The organism is Pseudomonas sp. TCU-HL1 (genome assembly GCF_001708505.1).
GTDB lineage: Bacteria > Pseudomonadota > Gammaproteobacteria > Pseudomonadales > Pseudomonadaceae > Metapseudomonas.
The window spans coordinates 6,077,045-6,097,457 of the sequence record NZ_CP015992.1 but is presented as its reverse complement, the minus strand read 5'-3'; the positions used below and the strand labels follow the sequence as shown (position 1 = coordinate 6,097,457).

Genomic DNA, 20,413 nt, shown 5'->3' with positions numbered 1-20,413 from the left:
TAAATCGCTACGGCCCTTGTTGCACTAGGGTCTTTCTGATATAAAGCAGCGCTCTTTTCTGGGGGCCCGGTCTTTCGCAGTCTATGTGCGGCCGGTAAGACCCTGACGAGACGGGCGCTCAGCGCCCAAAATGTGAGAGTTCAAGCGGCCAACCCATGCCGGGTTGGGCATGTGGTTTAGAGGGCTGAGGCATGTCGAGAGTCTGTCAAGTAACCGGTAAGGGTCCGGTTACTGGGAACAACATTTCCCACGCAAACAACAAAACCCGTCGTCGTTTCCTGCCGAACCTGCAGCACCATCGCTTCTGGGTCGAGTCCGAGAAGCGCTTTGTGCGTCTGCGCGTTTCCGCCAAGGGCATGCGTGTAATCGACAAGCGCGGCATCGACGCAGTTCTGTCCGAACTGCGTGCTCGCGGCGAAAAGGTTTAAGGAGCTAATCATGCGTGAACTGATCCGTTTGGTGTCCAGTGCCGGTACCGGCCACTTCTACACCACCGACAAGAACAAGCGCACTACTCCCGACAAGATCGAAATCAAGAAATTCGATCCGGTCGTGCGTAAGCACGTGATGTACAAGGAAGCCAAGATCAAGTAATTGATCCGGCCCTTGTCGAAGAAGCCCGCCTAGTGCGGGCTTTTTCATGCCTGCAATTGGCCTTGAACCCTGTGGCGGGAGCCTTTACTGCCCCCATAAAAAAGCCCGCCAATGGCGGGCTGAAGGGTGACAAGCATGGTGTGTAAGCAGGCTTAGCGGGCGGCCTGCTCGAAAATCACGTAGACCTTGCGGCAGGGCTCCAGGACTTCCCAGGTGCCGGAGAAGCCGGCCGGGATGACGAAGCGGTCGCCGGCGCGAACGGTCTTGCCGTTGCCGTCCTGGTCGCGAATTACCGAGACGCCCTGGAGGATCTCGCAGTATTCGTGTTCGGTATAGCTCACGGTCCAGTGGCCCTCGGCGCCTTCCCAGATGCCCACGTTGAACTGGCCGCATGGGCTCCCGTAGTGATTGCGCACGCTTTGTTCCGGGTCGCCCTTGAGGATCTTCTCCGGCGCCGGGCGATAGTGCTCCGGCGCAGTGGTGGCCTGGGCGAAGTCGACGATCTGCTGGATATTCATTGTGCGGTTCCTGTTCAGACGGCCTTGCGGATGGAGTCGGCGAGCGTGCCGACGAGGGTGTCGATCTGGTCCTTTTCCACAATCAGCGGCGGCGACATGGCGATGGTGTCGCCGGTCACACGCACCATCACGCTGTCATGGAAGCATTGCTCGAAAACCTGGAAGCCACGCTTGCCCACGCCTTCGGCGCTTGGCGCCAGCTGTACGCCGCCGACCAGGCCCACGGCGCGAACGTCGATCACGCTGGGCAGGTCTTTCAGGCTGAGCAGTGCATCCTGCCAGTAGCCTTCCAGCTCGATGGCGCGTTCGAACAGGCGTTCGCCCTGGTAGATGTCCAGGGTCGCCAGCGCCGCGGCGCACGCTACCGGGTGGCCGGAATAGGTATAGCCGTGGAAGAACTCGATGGCGCTTTCCGGGCCCTGCATGAAGGCCTGGTAGATTTCCTCGGCGACGAGTACCGCGCCCATGGGGATGGCGCCGTTGGTCAGGCCCTTGGCGCAGGTGATGATGTCCGGGGTGACGCCCCAGCGCTGGGCGGCGAAGGCCTGGCCGACGCGGCCGAAACCGGTGATGACTTCATCGAAGATCAGCAGGATGCCGTGCTTGCGAGTGATCTCGCGCAGGCGCTGTAGGTAGCCCACTGGCGGCAGGATCACCCCGGCCGAGCCGGACATGGGTTCGACGATCACGGCGGCGATGTTCTCGGCGCCGTGCAGGGTCACCAGGCGTTCCAGCTCGTCGGCCTTCTCGATGCCGAATTCCGGCAGGCCACGGCTGAATGCGTTGCGCTGGATATCCAGCGTATGTGGCAGGTGATCGACGTTCGGCAGCAGGGCGGGGAAGGCCTTGCGGTTGTTGACCATGCCGCCCACCGAGATGCCGCCGAAGCCGACGCCGTGGTAGCCCAGCTCACGGCCGATCAGGCGGGTGCGGGTGCCCTGGCCGATGGCGCGCTGGTAGGCGAGGGCGATCTTCAGGGCGGTATCGGCCGACTCCGAGCCGGAGTTGGTGAAGAACACCTTGTTCAGGCCCTTGGGTGCAACGTCCGCCAGGCGCTCGGCCAGTTCGAACGGCAGCGGGTGGCCCATCTGGAAGGTGGGAGCGAAGTCGAGCTTGGCAATTTGCCGGCTCACGGCTTCGGTGATCTCGCGGCGGCCATGGCCGGCGTTACAGCACCAGAGGCCGGCGGTGCCATCGAGTACCTGGCGTCCATCGGTGCTGGTGAAGTACATCCCTTCGGCGCTTTCCAGCAGGCGTGGCTTGGCCTTGAACTGGCGGTTGGCAGTAAAGGGCATCCAGAAATCGTCAAGACTGTTGGATATTCTGCCCGGTTTCGGCGCGAAGGCGTTTGTCATTGTGACCACCAGAGAAGGCAAGGAGAGGCGTTGTAGTGATTTTTGCGGAGTCTATGTTTAATATAATGAACATGACAAGGGCGTTTGACGGAATTCTGTCAATTATATTGAAAAGGCTAGCCCGTCTGGTTTAGGGTTGCGAGGATGGCCATTCGTAGGTCGGCCTTGCAGAATTTTTGACAGTGCATGCCTGAGCTGGCGGCACTCTTCTAATAAGAGGAAAGCTCCAATGACCACCCTGACCCGTGCAGACTGGGAACAACGCGCCAAGTCCGTGCAGATCGAGACCCGCGCCTTCATCCATGGCGAGTACACCCACGCCGTTTCCGGCGCGACCTTCGATTGCATCAGCCCGGTCGATGGCCGCCTGCTGGGCAAGGTTGCCAGCTGTGACCTGGCCGACGCCGAGCTGGCGGTGAAGGACGCTCGCGCCGTGTTCGAGTCCGGTGTGTGGTCGCGCCTGGCGCCGGTCAAGCGCAAGGAAGTGATGATCCGCTTCGCCGACCTGATCGACGCCCACGCCGAAGAGCTGGCCCTGTTGGAAACCCTGGACATGGGCAAGCCGATCGGTGACTCCCTGAGCGTCGACGTACCGTCCGCCTCCCGCGCCATCCGCTGGAGTGGTGAGGCCATCGACAAGATCTACGACGAAGTCGCCGCCACCCCGCACAACGAACTGGGCCTGGTGACCCGTGAGCCGGTGGGCGTTGTCGCCGCTATCGTGCCCTGGAACTTCCCGCTGCTGATGACCTGCTGGAAGCTCGGCCCGGCCCTGTCCACCGGCAACTCGCTGGTGCTCAAGCCGTCCGAGAAGTCGCCGCTGACCGCGATCCGCCTGGCCCAACTGGCCATCGAAGCCGGTATTCCGGCCGGCGTGCTGAACGTACTGCCGGGCTTCGGTCACACCGTGGGCAAAGCCCTGGCCCTGCACATGGATGTCGACACCCTGGTGTTCACCGGCTCCACCAAGATCGCCAAGCAACTGATGATCTACGCCGGCGAATCCAACATGAAGCGCGTCTGGCTGGAAGCCGGCGGCAAGAGCCCGAACATCGTCTTCGCCGACGCCCCTGACCTGCAGGCTGCTGCCGAAGCCGCTGCCGGCGCCATTGCCTTCAACCAGGGCGAAGTCTGCACCGCCGGTTCGCGCCTGCTGGTGGAGCGCTCCATCAAGGACAAGTTCGTCCCCATGGTGGTCGAGGCCATCAAGGCCTGGAAACCGGGCAACCCGCTGGACCCGGCCACCAACGTCGGCGCCCTGGTGGACACCACCCAGATGAACAACGTGCTGTCCTACATCCAGGCCGGCCATGATGACGGCGCCAAACTGGTCGCAGGTGGCAAGCGCGTGCTGGAAGAAACCGGCGGCACCTATGTCGAGCCGACCATCTTCGACGGCGTGAGCAATGCCATGCGCATCGCCAAGGAAGAAATCTTCGGCCCGGTGCTCTCGGTCATCGCCTTCGACAGCGAAGAAGAAGCAGTCGCCATCGCCAACGACACCATCTACGGCCTGGCCGCAGCGGTGTGGACCAACAACCTGTCCCGCGCCCACCTGGTCGGCAAGGCCCTGCGCGCTGGCAGCGTCTGGATCAACCAGTACGACGGTGGCGACATGACCGCGCCCTTCGGCGGCTTCAAGCAGTCCGGCAACGGCCGCGACAAGTCGCTGCACGCGTTCGACAAGTACACCGAGCTGAAGTCCACCTGGATCAAGCTCTGAGTCCCAATTGAGGTCCGCCCCCGTCATCGGGGGCCGGCTCTACGAGCCACGCCTGCGGCCGGGTTTCCAGCGATGGAACCCGGCCTTTTTTGCTTTGCGCCACACGGAAAGGGAGGACATTGGCAATGCGTTGGGGAACCTACTTCGCGGTCTGTGGCGCGGTCATCAGCATCGGCCTCGCCCTTGGCGTGACCATGCCGCTGGTGTCGCTGCGGCTGGAGAGCTGGGGCTACGACAGCTTCGCCATCGGCGTGATGGCTGCGACCCCGGCGGTGGGCGTGCTGCTCGGCGCGGTGATCGCCGGGCGCCTGGCTGCGCGCTTCGGCACCACCACTCTGATGCAGTTGTGCTTGCTGGTGGGCGCCGTGTCAGTGGCGATGTTGGCGCTGGTGCAGGCCTATCCGGTCTGGCTGGTGCTGCGCCTGTTGATCGGCGTGGCCCTGACGGTCGTGTTCATCCTCGGCGAAAGCTGGATCAACCAGTTGGCGGTCGAGGAATGGCGCGGACGCCTGGTGGCGCTCTATGGTACGGGCTACGCACTGAGCCAGCTGTCGGGCCCGTTGCTGCTGAGTGCACTGGGAACCGGAAATGACTTAGGCTTCTGGACCGGCACCGGCCTGCTGATCGGTGGCTCGCTGCTGTTGCTGGGCCGCACCGGCGCACCCAGCGTCGACGCCCACAGCGCCTCCGGTCGGGGGCTCTGGACCTTCTGCGCGCGCCTGCCGACCATTGCCTGGGCCGTGGTGTTGTTTGCAGCCTTCGAAGCCATGATGCTGACCTTGCTGCCAATTTACGGCCTGCGCCAGGGCTTCTCTCAAGAGGTGGCGCTGATGATGGCCAGCGTCGTGGTGGTCGGCGACGCCGCCCTGCAATTGCCCATCGGCTGGCTGGCCGACCGGATGTCCCGACTCACCTTGTTCCGTGCTTGCGGCGTGACGCTGCTGCTGAGCAGTCTGGCCATTCCGTTGCTCCTGCACACGCCGCTGATCTGGCCGGTCTGGGTGCTGTTCGGCGCAAGCGCAGGCGGGCTTTTTACCTTGGCGTTGATCCTGATTGGCGAGCGTTATCGCGACGACGAACTGGTGAGGGCCAATGCTCATATCGCCCAGCTCTGGGGAATCGGCTGCCTGATCGGGCCGCTGGTGACCGGCGCCGCGAGCCAATGGGTGAGCGGCCATGCGCTGCCTCTGGTGATGGCCTTGGGCGCGGCAGGCTTTGTCTGGCTGGCCTGGAGTCGCGAATTGTTCGACGACGATGCCGAGGCGATAGCCGATTGAAAACCACCGTTCATTGGTTCTTCGTAGGATGGGCTTCAGTAGTAGTGTGGACCACGCTTCACCGGTCCACCATTCGAGGCCCGGCATAGCGCCGCTGGTGGATGGAAAAGCGCCATCCACCCTTGGGGCTAGGGCGTTAGCATGGAATCTCCCAAAGGGTAAGGATCAGGCGATCCCCACCGCTTCCTTCATCCGATACCAGAGCATGCCGAGCGCCAGCAGTGGCGAGCGCAGGTGGCGGCCGCCCGGGAAGGTGATGTGCGGCACTTTGGCGAAAATGTCGAAACCGGTGCTCTGTTCGCCGCAGATGGCTTCGGCCAGCAACTGGCCAGCGAGGTGCGTGGCGTTCACGCCGTGGCCGGAATAGGCCTGGGCGAAGTAGACGTTGGGTTGATCCGGCAGTTTGCCAATCTGCGGCAGGCGGTTGGCGCCGATACCGATCATGCCGCCCCATTGGTAATCCAGGCGCACGTTTTCCAGTTGCGGGAACACCCTGAGCATTTTCGGCCGCATGTACGCGCCGATGTCCGCCGGGTCACGTCCCGAGTAGTGGCAGGCGCCGCCGAACAGCAGGCGGTTGTCGGCCGAGAGGCGGTAGTAGTCCAGAGCCACGCGCTGGTCGCACACCGCCATGTTCTGCGGCAGCAGCTCGCCGGCGAGATCGGCGGGCAGCGGCTCGGTCGCGACCACGTAGCTGCCGGCGGGCAGCACCTTGCCCCCGAGGCTGGTATTGAGGTCGTTCATGTAGGCATTGCAGCCCAGTACCAGGGTCTTGGCGCGGACCTGGCCGCGAGCGGTGTGCACCTTCACCTCGGGGCCGTAGTCGATGCGGGTTACCGCTGAATGCTCGAACAGGCGCACACCGAGAGATTGCGCAGCGGCGGCTTCGCCCAGGGCGAGGTTCAGGGGATGCAGGTGGCCGGAGCCCATGTCGATCATGCCGCCGACATACTGGTCCGAGCCCACCACGCTGCGCATTTCGTGTGGTTGAACAAGGCGCAGCTCGTGGCGATAGCCGAGGCCTTTCAGTTCCTCCAGATCTTTGGCGAATCCGGCGAGGTCGCGAGGCTTATTGGCCAGGTCGCAGTAGCCCCAGGTCAGGTCGCAGTCGATGGAAAACTCCTCGACGCGGCGACGGACGATCTCTACCGCCTCAAGCCCCATGAGCTTGAGGGCGCGCACGCCGTCGGCACCGATCACCGATTCGAACTGCTCGACGCCGTGGCCGACGCCACGGATCAGTTGCCCGCCATTGCGCCCGCTGGCGCCCCAGCCGATCTGCCGGGCTTCCAGCAGCACCACCGAACGGCCACGCCGGGCCAGTTCGATTGCCGTGTTCAGCCCGGAGAAACCGCCACCGACAATGCACACATCGGCCAACTCCTCTCCCGCCAGGGGCGGGTACTCGATGCGACGATTGGCGGTCGCGGCGTAATAGGAGGGGGCGTGCTGTTCGGTGTGCACCGGGATGCGAACGCGGGCGTTCATGTGCGAAATCCTGATTTTGTTGTTTGGAAAATTTTACGCCCGGGCAGGATAAGACGAACCCCCAGGCTGTGCCAAGGGGTTCGGAACGCTCGAAATCAGTCGGGAATCGGCAGATTCAGCGATTCCTTCACTTCTTCCATGACGATGTAGGACTTGGATTCGCGCACATGGGGCAGCTTCAGCAGGATGTCGCCGAGCAGCTTACGGTAGGAGGCCATTTCGTTGATGCGTGCCTTCACCAGGTAGTCGAAGTCGCCGGATACCAGGTGGCATTCCAGCACGTGGGGCAACTTGAGCACGGCGCGGCGGAAGTCTTCGAAGGTGTCGCCGGACTTGTAGTCCAGGCTGATCTCGACGAATACCAGCAGGCTGGCCTTCAGGTGCTGCGGGTTAAGCCGTGCGTTGTAGCCGAGGATGATGCCCTCGCGCTCCAGGCGGCGGACGCGCTCGGTGCAGGGCGTAGTGGAAAGCCCCACGCGCTCACCCAGTTCGGTGAAGGAAATCCGGCCGTCTTCCTGCAGGATTCGTAAAATATTCCGGTCTATCTTGTCCAGTTCACGACGGGATTGATGCTGGGTGCGCATGGTGGATGCCCCTCCGTTGAAGCGCATTCTGCCGAGAATTATCGCCAAATATAGCTATCTATATAGTGAATATCACTGGGTTTGTCTCCTTATACTGCGCGACAACGACGCTCAAAATAACAAACGCAGCGAATTCCCCGCTGCGAATGGAGACAGACATGCGAGTGATGGTCCTTGGCAGTGGTGTGATTGGTACGACTAGCGCCTATTACCTGGCCCAAGCAGGGTTCGAGGTGGTCGTAGTCGACCGCCAGAACGCCGTGGCCATGGAAACCAGCTTCGCGAACGCTGGCCAGGTTTCCCCCGGTTATGCATCGCCCTGGGCGGCGCCCGGCGTGCCGCTGAAAGCCGTCAAATGGATGCTGCAGCAGCACGCGCCGCTGGCCATTCGCACCACCAGCGACATCGACCAGTACCTGTGGATGACGCAGATGCTGCGCAACTGCACCGCCGCCCGCTATGCGGTGAACAAGGAACGCATGGTGCGTCTGTCCGAGTACAGCCGCGATTGCCTCGACGAGCTCCGCGCTGAAACCGGCATCAGCTATGAAGGCCGTGCCCTCGGTACAACCCAGTTGTTCCGCACGCAGGCCCAGGTAGACGCCGCAGCCAAGGACATCGCCATCCTCGAAGCCTCCGGCGTGCCCTACGAGCTGCTCGACCGCGATGGCATCGCCCGCGTCGAACCGGCCCTGGCCAGGGTCAAGCACAAGCTGGCCGGCGCCCTGCGCCTGCCCAACGACCAGACCGGCGACTGCCAGATGTTCACCACCCGCCTCGCCGAGATGGCGGAGAAGCTGGGCGTGGAATTCCGCTTCGGTCAGAACATCGAGCGCCTGGACTTCGCCGGCGACCGCATCAACGGCGTGTGGATCGACGGCAAGCTGGAAACCGCAGACCGCTACGTGCTCGCCCTCGGCAGCTATACCCCGCAAATGCTCAAGCCGCTCGGCATCAAGGCTCCGGTCTATCCGCTCAAGGGGTATTCGCTGACCGTGCCGATCACCAATCCGGCCATGGCTCCGACCTCGACCATTCTCGACGAGACCTACAAGGTCGCCATCACTCGCTTCGACAACCGCATCCGCGTGGGCGGCATGGCCGAGATCACCGGCTTCAATCTGGACCTGAATCCGGCTCGCCGCGACACCCTGGAAATGATCACCGCTGATCTCTACCCGGAAGGTGGCGACCTGAACCAGGCAAGCTTCTGGACCGGCCTGCGCCCGGCGACTCCGGACGGCACCCCGATCGTGGGCGCCACACCGTTCCGCAATCTGTTCCTCAACACCGGACACGGTACCCTTGGCTGGACCATGGCCTGCGGCTCTGGCCGCCTGCTGGCCGATCTGATGGCGCGCAAGCATCCGCAGATCAGCGCCGAAGGCCTGGACATCTTCCGTTATGGCAATTCCAAGGAGACCCCGAGCAATGTCAATCCAGCGCCTGCGCACTGAAACCCGTTACAGCGAAATCGTCATCCACAACGGCACGGTCTACCTGGCCGGCCAACTGGATGAGAAGCACAGCGAGGGTGTCGGCCAGCAGACTTGCGAGACCCTGGCCGCCATCGACGCGATGCTGGCCGAAGCGGGTACCGACAAGAGTCGCATCCTGTCGGTGACCATCTACCTGAAGGACATGGAGGCTGATTACGCCGCGATGAACGCGGTGTGGGATGCCTGGGTGCCGAAGGGCGCCGCTCCGGCCCGTGCCTGCGTCGAGGCGAAGCTGTACTCGCCCGACGTGCTGGTGGAAATGACGGTCGTCGCCGCGCTTCCCTAAGTTTCTTGCTCAGCCCGGCACTCGTGCCGGGTTTTTTCCGCCCGATCAATTATCAGAAGAAGTCCTCGCCATGCGTCCCGCCCGTGCCCTGATCGATCTCGAAGCCCTGCGCCACAACTACCGCCTCGCCCGCGAAGTCAGCGGTGCCAAGGCCCTCGCCGTGGTCAAGGCCGACGCTTATGGTCATGGCGCGGTGCGCTGCGCCCAGGCGCTCGAGTCGGAGGCCAACGGCTTCGCCGTGGCCTGCATCGAGGAGGCGCTGCAACTGCGTGCGGCAGGTATTCGCAAGCCGATCCTCTTGCTGGAAGGATTCTTCGAGGCCGATGAACTGGAACTGATCCAGGAGCACGACTTCTGGACCGTGGTGCACTCCAGCTGGCAGCTCGAGGCCATCGAGCGCGCCAGTCTGGGCAAGCCGCTGACCGTCTGGCTCAAGCTGGATTCCGGTATGCACCGCGTTGGCTTGCACCCGGCCGAGTACCGCGACGCCTGGCAGCGCCTGCAAGCCAGCGGCAAGATTGAGAATGTCGTGCTGATGAGCCACTTCGCCCGCGCCGACGAGCTGGACTGCGCCAGCAGCACCGAGCAGGTGGCCGTCTTCGAACAGGCCCGCGCCGGCCTCGAAGCCGAAGTCAGCCTGCGCAACTCGCCGGCGCTTCTTGGCTGGCCGCAGGTTCCGAGCGACTGGGTGCGCCCCGGCATCATGCTCTATGGCGCAACCCCGTTCGAAGTAGCCCATCCGTTGGCTGCTCGCCTGAAGCCGGTGATGACCCTCGAATCGAAGATCATCAGCGTCCGCGAACTGCCCGCCGGCCAGCCAGTCGGCTACGGCGCGAAGTTCGTTACCGAGCGCCCGACCCGCGTGGGCGTGGTCGCCATGGGCTACGCCGACGGCTACCCGCGCCATGCGCCTACCGGTACCCCGGTGAGCATCGATGGCCAGCCCAGCCGTCTGATCGGTCGGGTGTCCATGGACATGCTCACCGTTGATCTCACCGACTTGCCCAATGCCGGTCTCGGCAGTCGTGTCGAACTGTGGGGCAAGGAGGTCCTGGCCAGTGATGTGGCGGCCCACGCCGGTACCATTCCGTACCAGATTTTCTGCAACCTGCGCCGGGTTCCGCTCGTTTACGTTTGATGCGTTGAGAGCGCAGCGAAATGGCTATGATTCAAGCCATTTCACCGACGTTTCCTACCCAATCGAAATGACGCCAAAATCTTCCGCGGGGCGGGGAAGCGTTCGCGCAGTATCGACAGCCGAAGTGTTGTAAATACTGAACGCTGTTGCCATGATACGGCGACCGTGACTACCCCTGATCCCCAAAGGAGGATCCCGCCATTGGACGTCGGTGTTCGACTGCAAGCCATCCGTAAGCTGAAAGGCCTGTCCCAGCGTGAACTCGCCAAGCGCGCGGGTGTCACCAACAGCACGATTTCCATGATCGAGAAAAACAGTGTCAGCCCTTCCATCAGTTCGCTGAAGAAGGTGCTGGGGGGCATTCCCATGTCGCTGGTGGAATTTTTCTCCCTCGATCTCGAGCAGGAAAACCAGGTCCAGGTGGTTTATCGGGCTTCCGAACTCACCGATATCTGCAGCGGCGCCATCACCATGAAGCTGGTGGGCAAGGCCCATCCCAGCCGCGCCCTGGCCTTCCTCGATGAAACCTATCCGCCAGGCTCCGATACCGGTGACGAGATGTACGCCCACGACGGTGAAGAGGCCGGCATGCTGGTGGAGGGGCGCCTGGAGCTGACCATCGGCAGCGAGGTGTACATCCTCGAACCGGGTGACAGTTACTACTTCGAAAGCAGCAAGCCCCACCGCTTCCGCAATCCGTTCGACGCCCCTGCGCGGCTCATCAGCGCGACCACGCCGGCGAACTTCTGAATTCGATAACGGCCACGCTCATTTCCCTGCGACAAGTTGGGTTGTTTCAGCGTGGCGGACTAACCGTATATACTTGCGCCCGCCCGCGAAACCGTGGCCGCGGGCGATACTAGCCACGATGAGGGTGTAAGGGTGAACCTAATCAAGAAAATGCTGGCGGCCCATGCTGCCGTATTGGCCCTGTGGGCTGTTAGCGCCCAGGCCGCGACCGACGACGCCATCGCCGAGCGCATCAAGCCGGTGGGCGAGGTCTGCGTTCAGGGTCAGGAATGCAAGGGCGTTGGCGCCGTAGCAGCCGCTGCGGGCGGCGGTGCGCGTACGCCGGACGACATCATCGCCAAGCATTGTGGCGCCTGCCACACCGCTGGCGTGCTGGGCGCGCCGAAGATCGGCGATACCGCTGCCTGGAAAGAGCGTGCTGACCACCAGGGCGGCCTCGACGGCATCCTGGCCAAGGCCATCACCGGCATCAACAGCATGCCGCCGAAAGGCACCTGCGCCGACTGCACCGATGATGAGCTGAAAGGCGCCATCAAGAAGATGTCCGGCCTGTAATAGCGCCGCCATCGACGAAAAAGCCGCCCGAGGGCGGCTTTTTCGTGCCTGCTCGCTGCGACCCGTTGTCGCAGCTGCTGCTGTGTGCGAATTCATTCGCGATTGAAATCGCTCCCACAACCTTTCGTAGGTGGGTGCGGGCGGCGTTCCGCTAGAGCGCAGCGAAACCCAACGCTGCGGCGCCTGTGACTGGCCACGTTGGGCCTCGCAGGCTCGGACCAACCTACGGGGCCGCTGCACGGCTGATTGACATGGAGTCTCCCATAGCATGGCGAGCCGTTTACGGGTCAGTCGACGAAAGTGACCTTGCCGTCGGCGAGGGAGGCGACCCGCGCCAGGGACTCGATCCGGTAGCCTTCGCTTTCCAGCAGGGCACGGCCTTCCTGGAAGGACTTCTCGATGACGATGCCGAGCCCGGCGACGCTGGCGCCGGCCTGGCCGATCAGGTCGATCAGCGCCTTGGCGGCGTGGCCGTTGGCCAGAAAGTCATCGATTACCAGCACATTGTCGGCGGAGGTCAGATGCTTGGCCGAAATGGCGATGGTGCTCTCGGTCTGCTTGGTGAAGGAGAACACCTTGGAGATCAGCAGGTCGTTCTTCAGGGTCAGCGACTGGAACTTGCGGGCGAAGATCACCGGCACGCCCAGTTCCAGGCCGGCCATCACCGCCGGGGCGATGCCGGAGGCCTCGATAGTGACGATCTTGGTGATGCCCTTGCCGCGGAAGCGCTCAGCGAACTCATGGCCTACCTGCTGCATCAGGCGTGGATCGATCTGGTGGTTGAGGAAGGCGTCGACCTTCAGTACCTGGTCGGACAGTACGATGCCCTCTTCACGAATCTTCTGTTTCAGCGCTTCCACGCCATTACCCTCATAAATGGCCCGGTCTTCGCCGGGGTGCTTTGATTTAGAGCCAGTTCACGATCAGCTGCGCGTGGGCCCTGCTGCGTTAAAAGCAGGCTCTAAGATTTTTTGAGCATGGCACGGATGTCAGCCAGGGCCGTATTGCCGCGTGCGGCCTTCACCTCCACTGGTGCGTCGTCCATGCCTTCCCATTCCAGGTCTTCCTGAGGCAGTTCCTCGAGGAAGCGGCTGGGGGAGCAATCAATGATTTCGCCATACTGCTTGCGCTTGGCGGCGAAGGTCATGGCCAGGTTCTGCCGCGCGCGGGTGATGCCCACGTAGGCCAGGCGGCGTTCTTCTTCGATGGTGTCGGCTTCGATGCTGGAACGGTGGGGGAGGATGTCCTCCTCAACGCCCATGATGAAGACATACGGGAACTCCAGGCCCTTAGAGGCGTGCAGGGTCATCATCTGCACGCCGTCGGCGCCTTCCTCTTCTTCCTGCTGGCGCTCGAGCATGTCGCGCAGCACCAGCTTGGCGATGGCTTCCTCAATCGTCATGCCGCCGTCCTCATCGCGCTCCAGCGTGTTCTTCAGGGCGTCGATGAGGAACCAGACGTTGCCCATGCGGAAGTCGGCGACCTTGTCGCTGGACGCGTTCTGGCGAACCCAGTTCTCGTAGTCGATGTCCATCACCATGCTGCGCAGGGCGGCGATAGGATCGTTCTGCGCGCATTGCTGGCGCACCCTGTCGATGAAGCGTTTGAAACGCTGCAGGCGGTCGGTGAAACGGCTGTCCAGGTGCTCGGTCAGCCCCATTTCTTCGCAGGCGGCGAACATCGAGATACCACGCTCGGTGGCGTAGTTGCCGAGCTTCTCCAGGGTGGTCGAGCCGATCTCCCGGCGTGGCACGTTGATCACCCGCAAGAAGGCGTTGTCGTCGTCCGGGTTCACCAGCAGGCGGAAATAGGACATCAGGTCCTTCACTTCCTGGCGGCCGAAGAAGCTGGTACCGCCGGAAAGCCGGTAGGGCACCTGGTGGTGCTGGAGCTTGAGCTCCATCAGCTTGGCCTGGTAGTTGCCCCGATAGAGGATGGCGAACTCGCTGTAGGGGCGCTCGGTGCGTAGGTGCAGCGTGAGGATTTCCATGGCGATGCGCTCGGCCTCGGCGTCCTCGTTGCGGCAGCGGATCACCCGGATCGGGTCGCCCACGCCCATTTCGCTCCACAGCTGTTTCTCGAACACGTGGGGATTGTTGGCGATGAGGATGTTGGCGCACTTCAGGATGCGGCTGGTGGAGCGATAGTTCTGCTCCAGCATCACCACCTTCAGCGAGGGAAAGTCTTCCTTCAGCTGCATCAGGTTTTCCGGGCGCGCGCCGCGCCAGGCATAGATCGACTGGTCATCATCGCCCACCACTGTGAACTGCGCGCGGTGCTGCACCAGCAGCTTCACCAGCAGGTACTGGCTGGCGTTGGTGTCCTGGTACTCGTCCACCAGCATGTAGCGTACGCGGTGCTGCCACTTCTCGAGGATGTCCGGGTTGTCCTGGAACAGCTTCACCGGCAGCAGGATCAGGTCATCGAAGTCCACCGCGTTGTACGCCTTGAGCGTGCGCTGGTAGTGCAGGTAGACGACGGCGGCGGTCTGTTCCTTCGGGTTGCGCGCCTTGGCCAGCGCCTCCTCCGGCAGGATCAGGTCGTTCTTCCAGTTGCCTATGTAGCCCTTGATCTCGTCGACGCCATCATCCCCGGCATATTCCTTCTGCATGATGTCGGTCAGCAGCGCCTTGATATCCGACTCGTCGAAGATCGAGAAGCCCGGCTTGTAGCCCAGGCGCGCGTGTTCCTTGCGGATGATGTTGAGGCCGAGGTTGTGGAAGGTGGAAACCGTCAGGCCCTTGCCCTCGCTGCCGCGCAGGAGGGTGCCGACGCGCTCCTTCATCTCGCGCGCCGCCTTGTTGGTGAAGGTCACCGCGACGATGTATTGTGCGCGGATCCCGCACTGCTGCACCAGGTAGGCGATCTTGCGGGTGATCACGCTGGTCTTGCCGGAGCCGGCGCCGGCGAGCACCAGGAGCGGACCACCGACGTAGTTCACGGCTTCCTGCTGCCGGGGGTTGAGTCGGGACATGCTGGGGCTGGATCAAGGCGAATGGCCGCGCATTCTAGCAGGCTGGCCGGGTTGTACCGAAGTACCTCTGGGCAACTGTGACGCAACCCCGGTTGCAAATGGGTGGTGCTTGGAAATTTCCCTGTAGTCAGTACGATAGTTCCGTCTTCACGAGCGTTTCGCAGAAGGTCACGCAGGGATGTGTGTAGAGAACGACGCCGAAAATGGCGCAGTCTGGCGCAAATGTGCCGAAGCATTCGTGGCCCCTGGGAGGTCATTTGTCCGCGCTCGTCGAGCCCATGCGCATGCTCCTGCTGGCAGACACGCCTGCCTGGGCTGAGCGTCTTCGCGATCTCCTGGCCACCCTGGGCAACGCATCCCACCTGATCACCGCCGCGTCCTGGGATGCCGCCAGCAGCCTGATGGAAGAGCTGGATTGCGCCCTGGTGCTGTGCACGCCGTGCCGCCTGCCCGCCGCGGGACGTTGTCCGCTGCCGATCATCCTGCTGCTTGAAGAAGAGCCCGAGGATGCCCCTCCGGGAGTCAGCGACTGGCTGGTGCGCGAGCACCTGAGTGTTGACGTGCTTCGGCGCACCCTTCGCCATATCCGCGAGCGGCGCAACCTGCAGTACGCCCTGGAGCGTCTTGCCGAACAGGACCCGCTCACCGGTATCGCCAACCGGCAGGGCTTCCAGACCCTGCTGGCGGCGCGCCTGGTGGAGTACGAAGGTCGCGGTCTGGCCCTCGGCCACCTGGACCTGGATAACTTCCGGCATGCCAATGATGCCCTTGGCTACCAGGCCGGTGACCGCCTGATCCTGCAAGTGGTGGCGCGCCTCAAGGCGCAGTTGCGAGCCGGCGACCAGGTCGCGCGCCTGGGCAGCGACGAATTCGCCCTGTTGCTGGACACCCGTCGTGATCCTGCACGAGCCGAACGGGTCGCCGAGCGCATCGCCGAGGCCCTCGCCGAGCCCTATCAGGTGGACGGCGAGAGCCTGCTCCTGGGCTGCAGCCTGGGGCTGGCCTATTCCCGCACCAGCGAGGGCGCCGACCCACTGATGTGGCATGCACACATCGCCATGCAGCAGGCCAAGGCCAGCCAGGGGTGCACCTTCCATGTCTTCGACGAGCGAATCAACCGCAGCGCCCGCAGCCGCGCAGACCTCGAAAGTGAGCTGCGCCGTGCCCTGCGTCGTGACGAGCTGGAGCTGCACTACCAGCCACGCTTGTGTCTGAAAACCGGCAACATCCTTGGCCTGGAGGCGCTGGTGCGCTGGCGCCACGCCGAGCGTGGCCTGCTGACCCCCAATGAGTTCGTACCACTGGCCGAGGAAAGCGGGCTGATCGTTCCGCTCGGCTACTGGGTCATATCCCGCGCATTTCGCGACATGCAGTGGCTGCGCGGACGCGGCCTGCCGCCGCTGCACATGGCGGTGAACCTGTCGTTCCGCCAGTTCCAGGACAGCCAGTTGCTGTCTACCCTGAGCCGGCTGATCCACGAGCGCGGCGTCGATGCCCGCTGGCTGGAGTTTGAACTCACCGAAACCGCCGTGATGCGCCGCAGCGAGCAGGTCCGTCAGACCATGGACGCCCTGGGTCACCTGGGGGTGCGCTTCTCGCTGGACGACTTCGGCACCGGCTTCTCCTCCTTCGTTCACCTCAACAGCTTGCCGATTGCCCTGTTGAAGATCGACAAGAGCTTTGTCGGGGGCATGCAGGATCGGCCGGAAAACCGCCAGTTGGTGAAGGCCATGATCAACCTGGCGCAGAACCTCAAGCTCGAAGTGGTCGCCGAGGGCGTGGAAAACGCCGAGCAGCTCGCCCTGCTGCGCCAGTTCGGCTGTGACCAGGCCCAAGGCTACTGGATCAGCCGACCGCTGCCACTGGCGGAGCTGGCGCGCTTCCTGGTGTTCGGCGCCCGGCAGGCGCTGTTTGCCAGCCAGGAACCCTGAGCCTCCGCTCCCTTGTGGGAGCGAATTCATTCGCGAAGGGCTGCGCAGCAGCCCCGTAGGGTGCACCGCGCGCACCGGGAGACAGACTCGGTGTCGCCACCACCGTCTCGGTGCGCATGGCGCACCCTACTGCTGGGCACGGTGGCGGAGATCAGCCGAGTGCTGCGTATGAGGAAGGCCCGTTATAGGGGGCTGACTGGCAGTACTCGATAGGTGTTCTGTTCCTAGAGAAAAATTTTCCCTACAATCCTGCCTATGGCCACCGTGCACAGCGACCGTAACTGGAAAATCAAAATCTACCCGGACGACCACGCGCCGCCGCACTTCCATGAGCAAACGCCCGACGGAGAGTCACTGGTGGAGATCGACGGGCTCAAGGTTTTCGGCAAAGGTGCCGAGCCCAAGGCCCTGAAGGCCGCCCTGGCGTGGGCGACTGACCACACGGCTGATCTGCAGCGCGTGTGGGATGAGCAAAACCGGAGGAACTGACCCATGACCAGCAAAGCTAAGATCAACGGTGTGGAGCCCATTGCCGGCAAGCATGCCTTGCTGGTGGTGTTCGCCAACGGTAAGCGCTACCGCGTTGACCTGCGCGAGCACATTCGTAGCTTCCCAGTCCTCAAGCCACTGGAAGACCTGGCGCTGTTCAGCACCGCCCAGGTCGGTGAGTGGGGCTTCGATTTGACCTGGGGCGAAGACCTGGAACTCGCGGCTACCACCCTGCACCGGCTGGCGCTGGAGCAGGCCGGTGAGGTGATGCCCGTTCAGGCATTCAAGCGCTGGATGGCCGCTAACAAGCTGTCGTTGACCACTGCCGCCGTCGAGTTGGGCTTTACCCGCCGCACCATCACCGCCTACAGCAGCGGCACGGCGCTGATTCCCAAACATGTGGCCTTGGCCTGCAAGGGCTGGGAGTTCGAGCATAAGGGCAAAAAGGCGGATAAAGCTGAGGGTAGAAAGGCGCGACGTATCGCTTGATGTTCAGATGCTCGCAGTTGCCTCGGCGTTGATTGCGGACTGACGATCCAGGGCCATCTGGATCAGGGTTTCGCGGGTGGTGGTGATCCCAAACGCAACAAGGGCAAGCGCGGCGGTATCCGAGTCATCTACTGCTACTGGCACACCCTGAAGAACTGGGTGCAGGGTCGCTCCACCCCCAACAACAGCTCCCGGTCGGGCTGCGCGTTGGGCTTCGCTTCGCTCAGCGCCAACCTACGGGACTGGCATCGCTCTTGTGGGGTGGGTTAGCCGCGAAGCGGCGTAACCCACCAGACGGCGTTAAAGGCGAACACTGAGGCTGCGTGCCGCGATGGTGTCTTCTGTAGACCGCAACAGCCGCGCGGTCTTCCACTCGAAGCCCAGGGTCAGCCCCAGCGCCGCGCAGGCCAGCCCCAGTGCCAGGCCCCACCAGACGCCTGTGGCACCCCAGCCCAGGGGGAAGGCGAGCAGCCAGGCCGTTGGCGCCCCTACCAGCCAGTAGCAACCGAGCCCGACCAGGAAGGTGGTCTTGGCGTCCTTGAGGCCGCGAATGGCGCCCATGGCGATGGTCTGGATGCCGTCGAACAGCTCGAACCAGGCCGCCACCGCCAGCAGGCTCACGGCCAGTTGCACGATGCCTTGGAACTCCGGGGCGTGGCGGTCGAGGAACAGGCCCACCACCCACTCCGGCGCGGTCCAGAACAGCACCGCGAAGGCGAGCATGCAGCCGGCACCGAAGGCGATGCCCAGGCGACCGGCGCGGCGGGCGTCCTCCAGTCGGCCGGCACCAAAGTGCTGGCCGATGCGGAAGGTCACCGCGTAGGAAATGCCCACCGGCACCATGAAGGCGACGTAAACCGACTGGATGGCGATCTGGTGCGCCGCCAGCGGGGCGCTGCCCAGGGCGCCCATGCACAGGGCGGCGAAGGCGAACAGGCCCGATTCCACCGCATAGGTGCCGCCAATAGGCAGGCCCAGGCGCACCAGCTCCGCCAGCGCCTCGCGGGATGGTCGCAGCAAGCCGCGTCCGAGCGGATAGGCTGCGTAGGCCGGATTGCACACGATGTGCCAGGCGAGCAGCAGCGCCATCGCGTTCATCACCACGGCGGTCACCAGGCCGATGCCCGCGAGGCCCATTTTCGGCAGGCCGAACATCCCGTGGATCAGCGCGTAGTTCAGCAGGAAGTTGGCCAGCGCCCCGCCGATGCTGATGGCCATGACCGGGCCAGGCCGCCCGATGGCGCTGGTGAAGCCGCGCAGGGCCATGAAGCCGAGATAGCCGGGCAGGGCGAAGACCAGCGTGGACAGGAACTGCATGGCACCTTCCACGCTTTCCGGCGCCTGGCCAAAGGCGAGCAGCACCGGCTTGAGATTCCACAGCAGCAAGCCCGCGCCCAGAGCCATGGCGAAGGCCAGCCAGAGGCCGCTCTGGGTCAGCCGGGTGGCGCCGGCCTTGTCGTCGGCGCCGTGGCGGATGGCGACCAGGTTGCCCACGGCGGCGATCACGCCGACGCAGAAGATCGATACGAAGGAATAGCTGGCTGCACCCAGGCCACCACCGGCCAGGGCTTCGGGGCCGATCAGGCCCATCATCACGGTGTCGGTGAAGACCATCATCACATGGGCCAACTGCGCCGCGATCAGCGGGCCGGCCAGGCGCAGGATGGCGACCAGTTCATTGCGTATGCTCTGTGGCATGAGTAAGGCTCACTGTCTCGAAGGGCCGGCCAACTCCATTGACCAGCGTGGGATTCAGTAATTCTGCGAGCCTTGAACCTGCAGCACAAAAGGAAAAAAATGATGCCATCCATGACTTTGACTCATGAGTGAAATCATATGTCGCGCCGCCTACCGCCGCTCTACGCCCTGCGCGCCTTCGAGGCCGCCGCTCGCCATGCGTCCTTCACCCGTGCGGCGGAGGAACTGGCCATTACCCAGAGCGCGGTGAGCCGGCATATCCGCACGCTGGAGGACCACTTCGCCTGTCGGCTGTTCGAGCGACAGGGGCGGGCCCTGCAGCTCACCGAGCCGGCGCGCATGCTGCTGCCTGGCCTGCGGGATGGTTTCGATGCCCTGGAACGGGCCTGCACCACCTTGCGCGTCGATGACGCCACCCTGCGCTTGAAGGCGCCGTCGACGCTCACCATGCGCTGGTTGCTGTCGCGGATCAGCCGCTTTCGCCACCTCAACGACGACATCGAGGTGCAACTGACCAGCGCGTGGATGGATGTGGATAAGGTGGATTTCCAGCACGAGCCCTTCGATTGCGCGGTGCTGCTGAGCGACGGCCATTTCAGCCAGGACTGGGAAGTGACCCTGTTGTTCAGCGAATGGCTGATTCCGGTCTGCGAGTCGTCGCTGGTGGCCGAACCCTGGGACTTGGCGCGGCTGAAAGGAACCGAGCTGCTGCACCCGACGCCGGATCGCCGCGACTGGCGTCGCTGGCTGCAGCGCATGGAGCTGGGGGAAGAGGTCTCCCTCAAGGGGGGTCAGGTGTTCGACACCCTGGAGCTGGGCATAGTCGCCGCCGCGCGCGGCTATGGCGTGTCCATCGGCGATCTGGTGATGGTCGCGGAAGACGTTGCCGAGGGTCGCATCGGCCTGCCCTGGCCCACGGCGGTGGCCAGCGGTGAGAGCTATTACCTGGTCTGGCCACGGGCCCGCAGCGGCCAGGATCGCCTGCGGCGCTTGCGGGATTTCCTGCAGGCGGAAGTGGCGGCCATGGCGCTGCCGGCGGTGGAGTTGCTGGGCTAGGGGCGTGGT

The 20,413-nt window shown here is 63.6% G+C and carries 20 protein-coding genes; 13 read left to right on the top strand and 7 right to left on the bottom strand.

From position 1 onward, the window contains the following. Positions 1-191: 191 nt before the first annotated feature. Both rpmB and rpmG read left to right on the top strand, forming a co-directional pair. Positions 192-428 (top strand): 50S ribosomal protein L28, encoded by a 237-nt coding sequence (gene rpmB, locus THL1_RS27810; protein WP_028626887.1) that lies wholly within the window; start codon positions 192-194, stop codon positions 426-428. A gap of 10 nt (positions 429-438) precedes the next feature. Beyond that, positions 439-594, top strand: a complete 156-nt coding sequence (rpmG, locus tag THL1_RS27805; protein ID WP_003464575.1) for a 50S ribosomal protein L33 — start codon at positions 439-441, stop codon at positions 592-594. 152 nt (positions 595-746) lie between these two features. On the opposite strand, the gene THL1_RS27800 is transcribed toward rpmG, so the two are convergent. Together THL1_RS27800 and THL1_RS27795 are read right to left on the bottom strand one after the other, a co-directional pair. Beyond that, complete coding sequence (locus tag THL1_RS27800; protein WP_069086249.1) at positions 747-1,112, bottom strand: cupin domain-containing protein; 366 nt, start codon at positions 1,110-1,112, stop codon at positions 747-749. Between the two features lie 14 nt (positions 1,113-1,126). Next, positions 1,127-2,467, bottom strand: a complete 1,341-nt coding sequence (locus THL1_RS27795) for an aspartate aminotransferase family protein (protein ID WP_069086248.1) — start codon at positions 2,465-2,467, stop codon at positions 1,127-1,129. 229 nt (positions 2,468-2,696) lie between these two features. Here THL1_RS27795 and THL1_RS27790 point away from each other — a divergent pair, with 229 nt between their 5' ends. Continuing rightward, entirely contained in the window at positions 2,697-4,190 is a 1,494-nt protein-coding gene (locus tag THL1_RS27790; protein WP_069086247.1) for an aldehyde dehydrogenase, read from the top strand. A gap of 125 nt (positions 4,191-4,315) precedes the next feature. Further along, entirely contained in the window at positions 4,316-5,467 is a 1,152-nt protein-coding gene (locus THL1_RS27785; protein WP_069086246.1) for an MFS transporter, read from the top strand. 165 nt (positions 5,468-5,632) lie between these two features. Here the strand turns inward: THL1_RS27785 and THL1_RS27780 are convergent, their stop codons facing one another. Together THL1_RS27780 and THL1_RS27775 are read right to left on the bottom strand one after the other, a co-directional pair. Then, positions 5,633-6,955, bottom strand: coding sequence for an NAD(P)/FAD-dependent oxidoreductase (locus tag THL1_RS27780; RefSeq protein ID WP_069086245.1), 1,323 nt, complete (start codon positions 6,953-6,955; stop codon positions 5,633-5,635). Positions 6,956-7,050: 95 nt separating this feature from the next. Beyond that, positions 7,051-7,539 (bottom strand): Lrp/AsnC ligand binding domain-containing protein, encoded by a 489-nt coding sequence (locus THL1_RS27775; RefSeq protein WP_016495366.1) that lies wholly within the window; start codon positions 7,537-7,539, stop codon positions 7,051-7,053. A gap of 158 nt (positions 7,540-7,697) precedes the next feature. Here THL1_RS27775 and dadA point away from each other — a divergent pair, with 158 nt between their 5' ends. The 5 genes from dadA (at position 7,698) to THL1_RS27750 (ending at position 11,767) form a co-directional block, all read left to right on the top strand. Beyond that, positions 7,698-8,996, top strand: a complete 1,299-nt coding sequence (gene dadA / locus THL1_RS27770) for a D-amino acid dehydrogenase (protein ID WP_069086244.1) — start codon at positions 7,698-7,700, stop codon at positions 8,994-8,996. Further along, the gene (locus tag THL1_RS27765; protein ID WP_069086243.1) at positions 8,971-9,324 is read left to right on the top strand and encodes a RidA family protein; all 354 of its coding nucleotides are present in this window, start codon (positions 8,971-8,973) and stop codon (positions 9,322-9,324) included. Before dadA ends, THL1_RS27765 begins: the two co-directional genes overlap by 26 nt. A gap of 70 nt (positions 9,325-9,394) precedes the next feature. Beyond that, entirely contained in the window at positions 9,395-10,462 is a 1,068-nt protein-coding gene (gene alr / locus THL1_RS27760; RefSeq protein WP_069086242.1) for an alanine racemase, read from the top strand. 201 nt (positions 10,463-10,663) lie between these two features. Next, positions 10,664-11,212: a cupin domain-containing protein gene (locus THL1_RS27755; protein WP_044873211.1), complete on the top strand. Its 549-nt coding sequence runs from the start codon at positions 10,664-10,666 to the stop codon at positions 11,210-11,212. A 132-nt stretch (positions 11,213-11,344) separates the two neighbouring features. Beyond that, the gene (locus THL1_RS27750) at positions 11,345-11,767 is read left to right on the top strand and encodes a c-type cytochrome (protein ID WP_069086241.1); all 423 of its coding nucleotides are present in this window, start codon (positions 11,345-11,347) and stop codon (positions 11,765-11,767) included. 287 nt (positions 11,768-12,054) lie between these two features. Here THL1_RS27750 and THL1_RS27745 read toward each other — a convergent pair whose 3' ends face one another. Next, positions 12,055-12,627 carry a xanthine phosphoribosyltransferase gene (locus THL1_RS27745; protein WP_069086240.1) on the bottom strand — a complete coding sequence of 191 codons (573 nt, stop codon included), beginning with the start codon at positions 12,625-12,627 and terminating at the stop codon, positions 12,055-12,057. Between the two features lie 101 nt (positions 12,628-12,728). After that, the gene (gene rep / locus THL1_RS27740) at positions 12,729-14,741 is read right to left on the bottom strand and encodes a DNA helicase Rep (protein WP_069086239.1); all 2,013 of its coding nucleotides are present in this window, start codon (positions 14,739-14,741) and stop codon (positions 12,729-12,731) included. Between the two features lie 257 nt (positions 14,742-14,998). Between rep and THL1_RS27735 the strand changes: the two genes are divergently transcribed. The 3 genes from THL1_RS27735 (at position 14,999) to THL1_RS27725 (ending at position 17,650) form a co-directional block, all read left to right on the top strand. Then, positions 14,999-16,672, top strand: coding sequence for a putative bifunctional diguanylate cyclase/phosphodiesterase (locus THL1_RS27735; RefSeq protein ID WP_069086238.1), 1,674 nt, complete (start codon positions 14,999-15,001; stop codon positions 16,670-16,672). A gap of 255 nt (positions 16,673-16,927) precedes the next feature. Continuing rightward, entirely contained in the window at positions 16,928-17,161 is a 234-nt protein-coding gene (locus THL1_RS27730; RefSeq protein ID WP_069086237.1) for a DUF4160 domain-containing protein, read from the top strand. Between the two features lie 3 nt (positions 17,162-17,164). Continuing rightward, positions 17,165-17,650, top strand: a complete 486-nt coding sequence (locus THL1_RS27725) for a DUF2442 domain-containing protein (protein WP_069086236.1) — start codon at positions 17,165-17,167, stop codon at positions 17,648-17,650. 300 nt (positions 17,651-17,950) lie between these two features. Here THL1_RS27725 and THL1_RS27720 read toward each other — a convergent pair whose 3' ends face one another. Further along, positions 17,951-19,348, bottom strand: coding sequence for a NorM family multidrug efflux MATE transporter (locus tag THL1_RS27720; protein ID WP_069086235.1), 1,398 nt, complete (start codon positions 19,346-19,348; stop codon positions 17,951-17,953). Between the two features lie 138 nt (positions 19,349-19,486). Here THL1_RS27720 and THL1_RS27715 point away from each other — a divergent pair, with 138 nt between their 5' ends. Next, entirely contained in the window at positions 19,487-20,404 is a 918-nt protein-coding gene (locus tag THL1_RS27715; protein ID WP_069086234.1) for a LysR substrate-binding domain-containing protein, read from the top strand. Positions 20,405-20,413: the final 9 nt, after the last annotated feature.